Source organism: Halorubrum sp. ARQ200 (assembly GCF_005435115.1).
In the GTDB taxonomy this organism is placed as follows: domain Archaea; phylum Halobacteriota; class Halobacteria; order Halobacteriales; family Haloferacaceae; genus Halorubrum; species Halorubrum tropicale.
In genome coordinates this window covers 18,060-31,174 of record NZ_SGTZ01000001.1, presented here as the reverse complement: position 1 = coordinate 31,174, position 13,115 = coordinate 18,060, and the positions used below count along the sequence as shown (strand labels likewise).

The window sequence follows — 13,115 nt, the reverse complement described above, 5'->3', positions numbered from 1 at the left end:
TCGACCGGTGACGACGCCCCCGAGCGACCGGGGATCACGACCCTTTTGAAACGCCGTTGCGAACCGGGAGCCGTGCTGCCCGGGTCGCCACTCCTCGAACTGCTGTTGATCGTCGGCGGCGTCGCCCTCCTGTACGCCGGCGCCGAACTGCTCGTCACCGGCGCGCGGGACCTCGCGCTCGCCGTGGGGCTGAAGGCGTCGACCGTCGGCGTCACGGTCGTGGCGTTCGCGACGACCGCCCCGGAGCTGTTCGTCTCGCTGCTCGGCGCCGTCACGGTGTCGACCGACATCGGGCTCGGCGCCATCGTCGGCTCGAACATCGCGAACATCGGGCTCGTACTGGGCGTCTCCGCGCTCATCCGCCCGCTCGACGTCTCCGACACCGTGTTCCGCCGAGACGTTCCGTTCATGGTGTTGGCAGCGCTGCTGCTCGTCGCGCTCGGCTGGGACGGCCGGATCGGCCTGGTCGACGGCTCGGTGCTGCTCGCAACGCTCGCCGCGTTCACGGCCGCGGTCCTGCGGCGCGTTCAGGCGAACCAGTCGGCGATCTCCGACAGCGAGCGCGACGGCATGCCGGACGCGGAGGTGCGCGACGCCGCGGCGGTCGTCGGAGGGATCACCGCGCTCGTCCTCGGCTCTCGGTGGCTGATCGACGGCAGCGAGTCGCTGCTGGCGGCCGCCGGGTTCTCCGACATCTTCATCGGGCTCACGGTGCTGGCGCTGGGGACGTCGCTGCCGGAGCTGGCCGCCAGCGTCGTGGCCGCGGTGCGCGGCCAGGCGGAGTTCAGCGTCGGCAACGTCGTCGGGTCGAACATCTACAACATCCTCGCGGTCATCGGGATCGTCGCGGTGGTGACGCCCGTCGGCGTCGCCCCCGGCGTCCGCGGCTTCGAGTTCCCCGCGCTGCTCGCGTTCACGGCCGGAATCGTCGCGATAATGGCGTACCGCGAGCGGATCACCCGACTCGACGGCGCCGTGCTCACCGTCGGGTACGGGGTCTTCGTGTACCTGTTACTTCCGTAGCACGGCGTGCCCGGTTCCGGTCGGGGCGTCCGCGGCGGGGCGGCTTCTGGGGTCGGAACCGACGGGTATTCGGTCGCGGGCGGCCGAGCCGATGCCGTGATAGCGATCGTCGTCAGCCGGGCCGACAGCGCCTCGGCGCACATCGGGGAGCGGCTGCTGGAGGTCGGCGACTGGACGGCGCGCGAGGACGGCTCGCGCCCCGACGCCGACGGGGGCGGGACCTACTACCGGACGGAGGGGTTCGAGCTCCGCGAGTTCGACGACCTCCACATCCGGCTGTCCGACCCGACCGCGGCCTTCGACTGCGACCCCGCGTTCCTCGCGTTCGTCTCCAGGCACTCGGGCGAGACCGGGCGACTCCTCACCGCGCACGTCACCGGGAACTTCGGCGGCGCCGAGTACGGCGGCGAGCCGGAGTCGCTGGCGCGGGCCGCGCCGGGCGCCGAGAAGCGCGTCGTGGAGGCGCTCGCCCGGCGCGCGCCCGACGGGTACGAGGTCGGCATCGAGTGTACCCACCACGGCCCGACCGACGTCGCCGTCCCGTCGCTGTTCGTCGAACTGGGGTCCGACGGACCGCAGTGGGAGGACCCGGACGCGGCCCGGGCGGTCGCGCGGGCGGTCCTCGACCTGCGGGGGACCGGCGCGGACCTGACTGCGGACGGCGACCCCGCGGCGACCGACGCGGGCGACGCCGGGAACTGGCCCCGCCACGTCGTCGGCTTCGGCGGGGGCCACTACGCGCCGCGGTTCACCCGGATCGTTCGCGAGACCGAGTGGGCCGTGGGGCACGTCGGCGCCGACTGGGCGCTCGGAGAGCTCGGCGCGCCCGACGCCAACCGCCGCGTGATCGAGGCCGCGTTCGAGCGGAGCCGCGCCGAGCGGGCCGTGATCGACGGCGACCGCCCCGCCCTCGCGGCGGTGATCGAGGACCTCGGGTACGGGGTGGTGAGCGAGACGTGGGTCCGCGAGGTCGGCGACGCGCCGCTCGCGCTCGTCGAACGGCTGGAGGCCGAGATGGGGTCCGTCGACGACGGCCTGCGGTTCGGCGCGGTCGGCGGCGACGCGCTCGACCCCGACTCGGAAGCGGTCGACGGCGATGCCGACGCGGTCGGCGACGCGGTCCGCGTCCGGGACCTCCCGGCGGACCTGCTCGCGCGGGCCCAGGGGCTCGACGCGGACGCGGCGCGCGCGACGGTCGAGCGCGTCGCCGTCGCGTTCGACACGGAGCAGGGCGGCACGCGGGCGGCCGGGCGCGTCGCGTTCGCGACGGCCCCGGAGGCGCCGGGCTACGCGGGCCTGATCGAGGGGCTGGTCGACGTGCTTGAAACGGGGTACGACGCGGTCGAGGTGTCGCCGGAGGGGGGCGCGGTGGTCGCCCGGGAGACGGCGTTCGACCCGGCGCTGGCAGCCGAGCGAGGCGTCCCGGAGGGACCGGCGTTCGGGCGGTTGGCCGACGGAGAGGCTGTCGAGGTCGACGGGGAGACCGTCGGGCCGGACGAGGTGTCGCGGACGCGCGCGGACCGGTTCCCGATCGACGGCGACGCGCTCGACTGATTTATAAGAATCGTCGCGTTCGGCGGGCGCGGGCACGGCGCCCGTACTTTCGCCGGTCGACGGCGGACGCCGGTGATTTCGGCGTCCGACTCGCGTCAGACGAACGGGCAAAAATAAATACGTCCGGGTCGCAACCTCACCACATAATGGACTCCATCGTTGAGGACGCCATCGACGAAGCCGAAGAGGCCCCCGCAGACGACGCCGGGGGAGCCGGCGAGAGCGCCGCCGGGGGGAGCGCCGGCGCGCCGCCGCAGACGGGGACGATGACCGACGACGAGCTACAGGACGTCCTCCAGGACCTCCAGACGAACATCACGGTCGTCGGCTGCGGGGGGGCCGGCGGCAACACGGTCAACCGCATGACCGAGGAGGGGATCCACGGCGCGAAGCTGGTCGCCGCCAACACCGACGTCCAGCACCTCGTCAACATCGAGGCCGACACGAAGATCCTGATGGGCCAGCAGAAGACGCAGGGCCGCGGCGCCGGCTCCCTCCCGCAGGTGGGCGAGGAGGCGGCCATCGAGTCCCAAGAGGAGATCCAGGACGCCATCGACGGCTCCGACATGGTGTTCGTCACCGCCGGGCTCGGCGGCGGCACCGGGACCGGCTCGGCGCCGGTCGTCGCGAAGGCGGCCCGCGAGTCCGGGGCGCTCACCATCGCCATCGTCACGACGCCGTTCACCGCCGAGGGCGAGGTCCGCCGGACGAACGCCGAGGCCGGCCTCGAACGCCTCCGCGACGTGAGCGACACGGTCATCGTCGTCCCCAACGACCGCCTGCTCGACGCGGTCGGGAAGCTCCCCGTCCGGCAGGCGTTCAAGGTGTCCGACGAGGTGCTGATGCGCTCGGTGAAGGGGATCACGGAGCTCATCACGATGCCCGGGCTCGTCAACCTCGACTTCGCCGACGTCCGCACCGTGATGGAGAAGGGCGGCGTCGCGATGATCGGCCTCGGCGAGTCCGACTCCGACTCGAAGGCGCAGGACTCGGTGAAGTCCGCGCTGCGCTCGCCGCTCTTGGACGTGGACATCTCCGGCGCGAACTCCGCGCTCGTGAACGTCACCGGGGGCACTGACATGTCCATCGAGGAGGCCGAGGGGGTCGTCGAGGAGATCTACGACCGGATCGACCCCGACGCGCGGATCATCTGGGGGACCTCGGTCGACGACGAGCTTGAGGGCGAGATGCGGACGATGATCGTCGTCACCGGCGTCGAGTCGCCGCAGATCTACGGCAGCAACGGCGAGCCGCCGGAGGGCGGCGCGCCGAGCGACGTCGAGGACATCGACTACGTGGAGTGACGGACGCCGAGCGGGCGGGTCGGTGGCCGCGCGCCGGGACGGCGCCGTCGCCGCTTCGGGGGCGCATCAAAAGGTAAAAACCGTCTCGTCTCGAATCCGCAGGTAACATGGACGTTCCGTACGACCTCAACAGCTACATTCGGGTGCTGAAGCTGGCGAGCACGCCGAGCACCGACGAGTTCCTCCAGGTGTCGAAGATCGCCGGCGCCGGGATCCTGCTCATCGGGTTCATCGGCTTCCTGATGTTCGCGATCATGAGCCTCCTCCCGGGGGTCGGCGCGTAATGCCGATCTACTCGGTCAAGACCACGGCGAGCCAAGAGCGGACGGTCGCCGACATGATCGCCGAGAAGGAGGCGCCGGAGATCCAGGCCGTCATCGCCCCCGACCAGCTCACGAGCTACGTGATGGTCGAGGCGACCGACGGGACCGCCTTCGGGCGGATCCTCGACGAGATTCCGCACGCTCGCGGCGTCATTCAGGGCGGCGACGGCCCCGCCGAGAGCCCCTTCTCCGAGGTCGAGCACTTCCTCTCGCCGACCCCGGACGTGGAGGGGATCGGCGAGGGCGACATCGTCGAGCTGATCGCGGGCCCGTTCAAGGGAGAGAAGGCGCGCGTCCAGCGGATCGACGAGGGGAAAGACCAGGTGACCGTCGAGCTGTACGAGGCGACCGTGCCGATTCCGGTGACGGTCCGCGGCGACCAGATCCGCGTGCTCGACAGCGAGGAGCGGTAGCTCCCTCCTCGCGCCGGCGGCGCGGAAACGGGGCGACGCGGTGCGCGTGACGGCGTCGGTCTGACGGCGATCTCGCGCGCAACGACAAGGGCTTTATTCGACGACGACGGACCGGACGGATATGCTCGGCCACGGCGTGCCGGCGGTGTTGAGCGTGATCCCCGACACGTTCACGTTCGCGTGGGTCGTCGCGATCCTCTTCGCGACCTCGTGGGCGCTCGACAGCCGCGGACTCGCCGCGGGGCGCGTCCTCGCGGCCGCGACGTGGGCGCTGTTCGGGCTCTTCTGGCTGTCGACGGTGCCGTACTTCGCGTTCGAACACCAGAGCTACGTCGAGTCGATCCTCGCCCTGGTCGGCTTCCCGGCCAGCGTGTACGCGGGGTACCTCCTCTACGACGGGCGGGCATCGCTTTTCACCCTCACCCGGGCCATCGCGATAATGTTGTTCATCTACCTGCCGTTCGAGACCATTCCGGCGTTCACCGTCGCCGGGGTCGCGGTCCCGGAGCCCCGTCGGGTCCTCATCGAGGTCGTGGCGTCACAGACCGGGGCGCTCATCGACCTGCTCGGGTACGCGCCCGAGGCGGTGGCGAGCAACGAGGGGTACGACGCGGCGTACTCCTGGACGCTCGACGACGGCCACACGGTCGTCATCCACATCGTGCTGGCGTGTACGGGGCTCGGGAGCATGGCCATCTTCGGCGGGCTCGTGGCCGCCGTCGAGGCGCCGCTCACGAGGAAGCTCCGCGCGCTCGCGGTGTCTATCCCGCTCATCTACGGGCTGAACATCCTCCGGACGACGTTCATCTCGGTCGTGTCCGGCAACCAGTACATGCACTGGTACCCGGACCTCGTGATGACGATGTTCGGCGCGACCGACCCGTACCGGGTCTCCTTCCTCATCTCCGACCGGATCATGAGCCAGCTGTTGGCGGTCGTGGCGCTCATCGCGATCACCTTCCTCGCGGTGCGCGAGCTGCCCGAGCTGGCGGTCATCCTAGAGGACGTGCTCTACCTCATCACCGGCGAGGAACACGACCTGACGGAGGCGCTCGACCTCCCGCGAGAGCCGACGAACCGGTAGCCCGGCGGCCTCTCGACGGTTCCGGCGGGGCGGTCGGGTCCCGGAGAACTGCCGGGGATAAATAGAACTATATAGCAAGCTATAGACGTTGGCGACGGGTACGGGCGAGCATGACTGCGGCGACGCGCGGCGGATCCCCCGGTCCGCGTCGAGGGACGCGGTCGCCACGGGGTGAGCGGCGGTGATCGGCGGCGTCGACCCGTTCGTCTACCTGGAGACGAACGTCGCGAAGCTGGTGTTGGCGACCGCGCTCGGCATGTTCCTCGGGTTGGAGCGGGAGTGGTCACAGAAGTCGGCGGGGATCCGGACGTTCGCGCTGATCAGCCTCGCGGCGGCGGTGTTCTCGCTCGTCGGCGAACCGGGGCTCCTCGCCGTCGGCGGGGTGCTGGTGGTTGCCAGCGCGGTGCTGCTGGCGGTGCGAAGCTTCGTCGAGGCCGACGTCGACGGGCTCTCGCTGACCACGTCGGCGTCGATGCTCGTCGCGTACGGCGTCGGCGTCCTCGTCGCGGCGGGGCTGTTCATCGAGTCGGTGACGGTAGCGGTGCTGTCGTCGCTACTCCTGGTGTTGAAACGCGAACTCCACGCGTTCGCGTGGGGACTCTCCAGAGAGGAGGTGCGCAGCGCCGTGGAGTTCACCATCCTCGCGTTCGTCGTCTTCCCGCTCCTCCCCGCGGAGACGGTCGACCCGTGGGGGGCGGTCCAGCCGCGGCTGGTCTGGTCGCTGGTGGTCGCGGTCAGCGCCATCGGGTTCGTCAACTACGTCCTCGTCAAGCGGTACCAGGGCCGCGGCTACGCGGTGACGGGCTTCTTCGGCGGGCTCGTCAACTCGACGGCGGTCGTCGCCGAGATGGCCGAGCGGGCGAAGGGGCGCGCGGCCATCGGCGACGTCGCGGTGGGCTCCATCCTCCTCGCGAACGCGGCGATGGCGTTCCGGAACGCCGCCGTAGTGGCAGTCTTCGTCCCCGAGGCGGCGCTCGTCGTCGGCGTCCCGCTCGGCGCGATCACCGTCGCGGGGGTCGGCGTCGCCGTGCGGCGGAGCGACTGGCGGACGACGATTGAGGCCGAGCTGGCCTCGCCGTTCAGCCTCGGGAACGCGCTCACGTTCGGCGCGCTCTTCCTGATCGTGCTGCTCGTCTCCGCTGTCGCCGAGGAGTCGTTCGGCGCGAGCGGCTTCATCGTCACCTCCTTCCTCGCCGGCCTGGTGTCGTCGGGGACCTCGACGGCCACGGCGGTCTCGCTGCTCGGGACCGGACAGATCGGGGTCGAGACCGCGGTCGCGGGCGTGATCGCCGGCACCGCCGCCAGCGTCCTCATCAAGACCGTCTTCGCGGCGAGCATCGCTCGGGAACTCGTCCGTCCGGTGTTCTTCTGGAACCTCCTGCTGATCGCCGTGGGGGTACTCGCCGGAATCCCGGTGTTGCTGTTTTAAAACGCCTCGGCGGACCCGCTCCGGCGCGGGTCGGGGCGCGCCTCACGAGAGGTGTTCGGCGATGTCCGTCGACGAGACCATGCCGACGTAGTCGTCGTCGACGACCGGGAGGTGTTTGACGCCGTACATCGTCATCATCGCGGCCACCTCCTGCATCATGAGGTCGGGCGTCACCGTCTCGACGTCCTCGGTCATCACGTCGCGGACCGTCGTCGCCTCGGGGTCGCGCCCGTCGGCGACCGCCCCGACGACGTCGCTCTGCGTGACGATACAACCGCCGCCGGTGGTCACGACGAGGGCGCTGATGCCGCCGTCGCGCATCCGCTGAGCCGCCTCTCGAATCGGAACGTTCGCTCCGATCGTCTCCAGGGGCGTCGACATCACGTCCGCGACGCGGGTTCTGTCGTCGAGATCCATGCCACGACGTGTGATACCGCGTGTCATTACTCTTCCGGAACCCACACCGCGGGGCGGGCGCGACCCCGTTCGGGACGGCAGAAGAGCGGCGGAACGCGACGCTCGGAGGGGGCCGTCAGCGCGCCTTCGAGAGGTGCGCCGTGAGGTCCGTCGTCGACACCATCCCTATCGGTCTGCCGTCCCCGTCGGTCACCGGGAGGTGGGTGTAGCCGTGCGCGGTCGGCGCCGCCAGCTCCGCGACGGTGTCCTCGCGGCCCACCGTGACGACGTCGGTCGTCATGAACGCCTCGACCGGCGTCCGGTCTTTCGGGTCGTTGTCGCGGACGAGCCCCACGAAGTCCGTCGCGGTGATCAGCCCGGCCAGCCGTCCGTCGGGCTCCACGACGAGGATCGAACTGACGCCGGTGTCGCGCATCCGCTTCGCCGCGTCGGCCGCTGGGGCGCCGCGTTCGATCGTGGTGAGGTCGGTCGACATGAGCCGATCGACGAGTACGTCGTTCATGTCTCGTGGTAACGCTGGGCACGGTTATCAATTATCCGGTCGGAGGGCCTGTTCGCGTCGAGCGACACGGGTTCGGGCCCGGCGAGGGACGGAGACGTCCCGGACCGCCCGACGGCTCACTCCTCGACGAGGGCGTCCGGAGCGTCCGCGAGGCCGACCAGCGCGTCCGCTTCGACGTGGTGGAGGTCGCCCGGGATTACGAGCAGGTGGAGCGGGTCGCCGAACTGGCGGTCGGCGAGCGCGCTCAGGCGGTCGGCGGCGACGACCGCGTCCGGCGACCCGGCGCGGGCGACGGCGACAGCGAGCTCGTCGGCCCACCCCTCGGCGAGCAGTTCCGCGGCCGCGTCGGCCGTCATGTACTCCTCGTGGTCCGGGTCGGGGCCGCTCGGGCCGGTCCCGACCTTGATGTCGAGGTAGACGACGGTGTGGAGCCCGCGCTCGCGGTTCGCCTCGACGGTCTCGACCACGCTCGCGGGCACGTCGTCGCCGCCGTGCCCGTACGGGAACGGCAGCGTCGTCGCCTTCCCGAACCGGTAGTTCTGGAGCCCCGTCAGGCTCGACGCCGCGGACTGGGCGGTGACGCCGTGGACCACCCGCGTGTCGATGCCGCGCTCCTCGGCGCGGAGCCGGAGGTCGGTGTGGGTGGTCGAGATCATCGTGTCGCCGGCCGTGAGGAAGGCGGCGTCGCCGTCCGCGGCCGCCTCCAGGATCGGCTCCGGATCCCGTTCCACGCCGGCGCGGTCGCGGACCGCGATGTCGACGTCGTGGTACGCCTCCAGGTCGGCGACGTCGGCGCCGATCAGCCGACTGGTGTAGAACTCCGCGAAGACCCGGTCGGCCGCCCGCAGCGCCTCGCGCCCCTCGACGGTGACGGAGCGCTCGTCGTAGAGGCCGAGCCCGATGAAGGTGAGCATGGGTGCGTTCGGCGCGCGGCGGCCTAAAAGGACGCGGAAGGGTCGGCAGCGACGAAACCGAGGGCGGGCGCTCGGATCGGCCCGGCGGACGGGCGACGAGCGCCCGAGCGCCCCTTATAGACCTTCATGATAGTCCCTTGGGATTCCATAGCAAGCCCTAAGAGGGAACCAGCACAACGTTCCGCTACGAGGCCCAATCGGGCTCACATACCACTATGACTGACGACGAACTCATCTGGCGGATATCGGGGGGATCCGGTGACGGGATCGCTTCCACCAGCCAGAACTTCGCGAAGGCCTTGATGCGATCGGGGCTCAACGTCTTCACGCATCGGCACTACCCGTCGCGGATCCGCGGCGGCCACACCTATACCGAGGTCCGCGCGTCGGCGGACCCCGTCGAATCCCGGGGCGACGGCTACAACTTCCTGCTGGCACTCGGCGACTCCTTCGCCCGTAACCCGCAGGAGGAGGCCGTCTACGGCAACGAGGAGATCAAGCCGCTCTCGGAGAACCTAGACGAGCTCCGCGAGGGCGGGGTCATCGTCTACGACGAGGGGCTGTTGGACGCCTCCGAGATCCCGAACTTCGAGGAGCGCGCCGAGGAGAACGACTGGCACGTGTATCCGCTCGACCTCCGCGGGCTCGCCCGCGACATGGGTCGCGAGGTCATGCGCAACACCGCCGGCGTCGGCGCGACCTGCGCGCTGACCGGCATGGAACTCGATCACGTCGAGGACCTGATGCGCGACGCGATGCCGGAGAAGATCCTCGAACCGAACCTGGAGATCCTCGAGACCGCGTACGACCAGGTCCGCGAGGAGTACGACGTGGACGCCCCGGACGTGTCGGTGCCGACGGGCGAACACGACGAGACCCAGCTGCTCATGTCCGGGTCGGACGCCATCTCCTACGGCGCCATCGACGAGGGCTGCCGGTTCATCGCCGGCTACCCGATGACGCCGTGGACCGAGGTGTTCACCATCATGACGCAGAACCTGCCGAAGCTCGGCGGGATCTCCGAGCAGGTGGAAGACGAGATCGCCGCGGCCGCGCTCGCGGTCGGGGCCTCGCACGCCGGCGTCAAGGCGATGTCCGGCTCCTCCGGCGGCGGGTTCGCGCTGATGTCCGAGCCGCTCGGGCTGGCGGAGATGACGGAGACGCCCGTCGTCCTCGTCGAGGCCATGCGCGCCGGCCCCTCGACCGGGATGCCGACGAAGCCGGAGCAGTCCGACCTCGAACACGTCCTCTACACCTCGCAGGGCGACTCCCAGCGCGTCGTCCTGGCCCCGGGGACCGTCGAGGAGGCGTACGAGCAGTCGCGCATCGCCTTCCGGCTCGCCTACGAGTACCAGATCCCGACGATCCTGCTGTACGACCAGAAGCTCGGCGGCGAGCTGACGAACGTCCCCAAGAGCCACTTCGACCGCGATCCGAACCCGGACCTCGGGAAGACGCTCTCGGAGGACGCGCTCGCGGACGAGCCGCACTCCGGCGACGGGAAGTTCCACCGCTTCCAGCACGACGTCGACGACGGCGTCTCGCCGCGGTCGGTGCCCGGGCAGAAGGGCGGTCGCTTCCTCGCGACGGGCAACGAGCACGACCCGACCGGCCACATCAGCGAGTCCCCGGACAACCGGGTCGCGCAGATCGACCGGCGGACCCAGAAGCTGGAGGCGATCCGCGCCGACCTCGACAGGGAGGACACCGGCTCGTACGCCGGCCCCGAGGACGCCGAGTACGGCATCCTCACGTTCGGCAGCCAGCAGGGCACCGTCGAGGAGGCCGTCGGTCGGCTCAACGAGGCCGGCCACTCGGTGAAGTCGTACGGGGTCTCCGACATGCTCCCGTTCCCGACCGAGCAGGTCAAGGCGTTCGTCGAGAGCGTCGACGAGGTCCTCGTCGTCGAGATGACGGCGTCCGGACAGTTCCGCGGGCTCGTCCAAAAGAACCTCGGCCGCTACGGCGAGAAGCTGTCGAGCCTGTTGAAGTACAACGGGAACCCGTTCGAGCCGGCGGAGGTCGTCGACGGGTTCGAGGCCGCGATCGTCGAGGGCGACGGCGACGCGTCCGGCCACCAGACCACGTTCGTCCCAGCCGCAGGTGACTAACCAATGAGCACGTTTTCAGCGATCGGAGAGGAGCGGGAGATCGACCGCGACGAGTACACCCCCGGCGTGGAGCCGCAGCCGACGTGGTGTCCGGGCTGCGGTGACTTCAGCGTCCTGAAGGCGCTCAAGCAGGCGCTGCCGGAGGTCGGGCGCACGCCCGAGGAGACCCTGCTGTGTACCGGGATCGGCTGTTCGGGCAAGCTGAACAGCTACCTCGACACGTACGGGTTCCACACGATCCACGGGCGCTCGCTGCCCGTGGCCCGCGCTGCGAAGCTCGCGAACCCCGACCTCGAAGTGATCGCCGCCGGCGGCGACGGCGACGGCTACGGGATCGGCGGGAACCACTTCGTCCACACGGCCCGGGAGAACCACGACATGACGTACATCGTGTTCAACAACGAGATCTTCGGGCTCACGAAGGGGCAGACCTCCCCGACCAGCCCGAAGGGCCACAAGTCGAAGACGCAGCCCCACGGGAGCGCCAAGGAACCGATCAAGCCGCTCTCGATGTCGCTCAACGCCGGCGCCTCCTACGTCGCCCGGACGGCCGCGGTCAACCCGAACCAGGCGAAGGAGATCCTCATCGAGGCGATCGAACACGACGGGTTCGCGCACGTCGACTTCCTCACCCAGTGTCCGACCTGGAACAAGGACGCGCGCCAGTACGTCCCGTACATCGACGTCAACGACTCCGACGACTACGAGTTCGACAAGACGGACCGCGTCGAGGCCCAGGAGATGATGCGCACGACCGAGGAGGCCCTCTACGACGGCGAGGTCCTCACCGGCCGCTTCTACGTCGACGAGGACCGTCCGTCCTACGGCCAGGAGAAGCGCGAAATCGGCGAGATGCCCGAGGAGCCGCTCGCCGAGCGCTACTGGGACGACGACTACGAGTGGGAGCGCTCCCACGACATGTTCCTCGACAAACACGCCTGAGCGGGGCCGTCGGTCGTTGACGGCGCGGTGAATCCGTTTTTTGATTCGCAAGGTATTTTTTCATTGGTGACAAACGGAGTGGTATGAGTACGGTATCGACGGAAGAGCGAATCCTCTCCGTGTTAGAGGAGGACGCGCAGGCGTCCTGCGGAGAGATCGCCGAACGGGCCGACGTCTCGAAGCCGACGGTGCGGAAGTACATCGACCGCCTCGAAGAGCGGGGCGTGATCGTCGGCTACTCCGCGGAGGTCGACCCGAAGAAGCTCTCGTCGCAGTCGATCGCCATGGTCGGGATGGACGTCGACTCCGGACAGTACGTGGAGGCGACGCGCGAACTGAAGTCGCTCGACGAGGTCCAGGCGCTGTACACCTCCTCGGGCGACCACATGCTGATGGCCGAGGTCCGCGCCGGCGACGGCGACGAGCTCGGCGAGGTCATCTCCGAGAAGCTGCTCGGCGTCGAGGGCGTCACCGCGGCCCACCCCTCCTTCCTGCAGGAGCGACTGAAGTAGGCCGGCGGCCTCAGACGAGCGTCCGCGGGGCCGCGACCACCACGTCCTCGTCGCCGACGGGGCTCCGGCGGGTCCCGCGCGCCTCGAAGCCGTGTGCGACGAAGAACTCCGTCGCGCTCGGTCTGTCCGCCGGCACCGTCGCCCGGAGCGTCTCGACGCCGCGGTCGGCGAGCGCGCCGCCGACGCGCGACAGCAGCTCCCCGGCGATCCCCTCCCCCGCGCGGTTCGGGTGGACCCACAGCGCCAGTAGCTCCGCTTCGGCGCCGTCCGGGTCCGGGTGCGCGATGGCGAGGCCGACGGGGCCCTCCTCGTCGTGTTCCATCAGGAACGACCACTCGGCCTCGGCGGCGGCCTCGCGGACGCCGGCGGCGGAGACGTCAAGCAGCGGTGCGCCGATGTCGTCGAACACCGTCTCCTCCCGGGCCCGCGAGACCGCGGTGCGAAGGGCCTCGGCGTCGTCGGCCCGAGCCGCCCGAACATCCATGTTCAACCGTGAGTAAAGAACGCACCTATAGGTTTCGGGGTGCGAATTGTTCCCACAGTAATTCGCGTCGCGGAGGCGACGCCCCGGCGGTGCCGTTGTCGTC

At 70.1% G+C, this 13,115-nt stretch carries 14 protein-coding genes; 10 read left to right on the top strand and 4 right to left on the bottom strand.

The genetic code is table 11. The annotated features are described in order from the left end of the window. Positions 1-72: 72 nt before the first annotated feature. The 7 genes from EXE50_RS00155 to EXE50_RS00125 all read left to right on the top strand — a co-directional run bounded on the left by EXE50_RS00155 (position 73) and on the right by EXE50_RS00125 (position 7,130). Entirely contained in the window at positions 73-1,023 is a 951-nt protein-coding gene (locus EXE50_RS00155; protein WP_121599115.1) for a calcium/sodium antiporter, read from the top strand. Between the two features lie 96 nt (positions 1,024-1,119). Then, positions 1,120-2,577, top strand: coding sequence for a D-aminoacyl-tRNA deacylase (locus EXE50_RS00150; RefSeq protein WP_137704024.1), 1,458 nt, complete (start codon positions 1,120-1,122; stop codon positions 2,575-2,577). 146 nt (positions 2,578-2,723) lie between these two features. Further along, positions 2,724-3,881 (top strand): cell division protein FtsZ, encoded by a 1,158-nt coding sequence (ftsZ, locus tag EXE50_RS00145; protein WP_053771518.1) that lies wholly within the window; start codon positions 2,724-2,726, stop codon positions 3,879-3,881. 107 nt (positions 3,882-3,988) lie between these two features. Then, positions 3,989-4,165: a protein translocase SEC61 complex subunit gamma gene (locus EXE50_RS00140; protein WP_006628863.1), complete on the top strand. Its 177-nt coding sequence runs from the start codon at positions 3,989-3,991 to the stop codon at positions 4,163-4,165. Beyond that, positions 4,165-4,617 carry a transcription elongation factor Spt5 gene (locus EXE50_RS00135; protein WP_004598345.1) on the top strand — a complete coding sequence of 151 codons (453 nt, stop codon included), beginning with the start codon at positions 4,165-4,167 and terminating at the stop codon, positions 4,615-4,617. Before EXE50_RS00140 ends, EXE50_RS00135 begins: the two co-directional genes overlap by 1 nt. 121 nt (positions 4,618-4,738) lie before the next feature. After that, the gene (gene artA, locus EXE50_RS00130; protein ID WP_053771519.1) at positions 4,739-5,701 is read left to right on the top strand and encodes an archaeosortase A; all 963 of its coding nucleotides are present in this window, start codon (positions 4,739-4,741) and stop codon (positions 5,699-5,701) included. A 181-nt stretch (positions 5,702-5,882) separates the two neighbouring features. Next, positions 5,883-7,130, top strand: a complete 1,248-nt coding sequence (locus EXE50_RS00125; RefSeq protein ID WP_053771520.1) for a DUF4010 domain-containing protein — start codon at positions 5,883-5,885, stop codon at positions 7,128-7,130. A 42-nt stretch (positions 7,131-7,172) separates the two neighbouring features. On the opposite strand, the gene EXE50_RS00120 is transcribed toward EXE50_RS00125, so the two are convergent. The 3 genes from EXE50_RS00120 to dph5 all read right to left on the bottom strand — a co-directional run bounded on the left by EXE50_RS00120 (position 7,173) and on the right by dph5 (position 8,963). Next, entirely contained in the window at positions 7,173-7,547 is a 375-nt protein-coding gene (locus EXE50_RS00120) for a cyclic nucleotide-binding/CBS domain-containing protein (RefSeq protein WP_053771521.1), read from the bottom strand. A gap of 115 nt (positions 7,548-7,662) precedes the next feature. Beyond that, positions 7,663-8,049 (bottom strand): CBS domain-containing protein, encoded by a 387-nt coding sequence (locus tag EXE50_RS00115; protein ID WP_053771522.1) that lies wholly within the window; start codon positions 8,047-8,049, stop codon positions 7,663-7,665. A gap of 116 nt (positions 8,050-8,165) precedes the next feature. Further along, positions 8,166-8,963, bottom strand: coding sequence for a diphthine synthase (dph5, locus tag EXE50_RS00110; RefSeq protein WP_137704023.1), 798 nt, complete (start codon positions 8,961-8,963; stop codon positions 8,166-8,168). A gap of 215 nt (positions 8,964-9,178) precedes the next feature. Here dph5 and EXE50_RS00105 point away from each other — a divergent pair, with 215 nt between their 5' ends. The 3 genes from EXE50_RS00105 (at position 9,179) to lrpA1 (ending at position 12,528) form a co-directional block, all read left to right on the top strand. After that, a complete protein-coding gene (locus tag EXE50_RS00105; protein WP_137704022.1) occupies positions 9,179-11,074 on the top strand; it encodes a 2-oxoacid:acceptor oxidoreductase subunit alpha in 1,896 nt (631 codons plus the stop codon). A 3-nt stretch (positions 11,075-11,077) separates the two neighbouring features. Beyond that, positions 11,078-12,016 (top strand): thiamine pyrophosphate-dependent enzyme, encoded by a 939-nt coding sequence (locus tag EXE50_RS00100; protein WP_121599118.1) that lies wholly within the window; start codon positions 11,078-11,080, stop codon positions 12,014-12,016. Between the two features lie 83 nt (positions 12,017-12,099). Beyond that, entirely contained in the window at positions 12,100-12,528 is a 429-nt protein-coding gene (lrpA1, locus tag EXE50_RS00095; RefSeq protein ID WP_053771526.1) for an HTH-type transcriptional regulator LrpA1, read from the top strand. Positions 12,529-12,538: 10 nt separating this feature from the next. Here the strand turns inward: lrpA1 and EXE50_RS00090 are convergent, their stop codons facing one another. Next, positions 12,539-13,012: an N-acetyltransferase gene (locus EXE50_RS00090; protein WP_053771527.1), complete on the bottom strand. Its 474-nt coding sequence runs from the start codon at positions 13,010-13,012 to the stop codon at positions 12,539-12,541. Between the last annotated feature and the right edge of the window lie 103 nt (positions 13,013-13,115).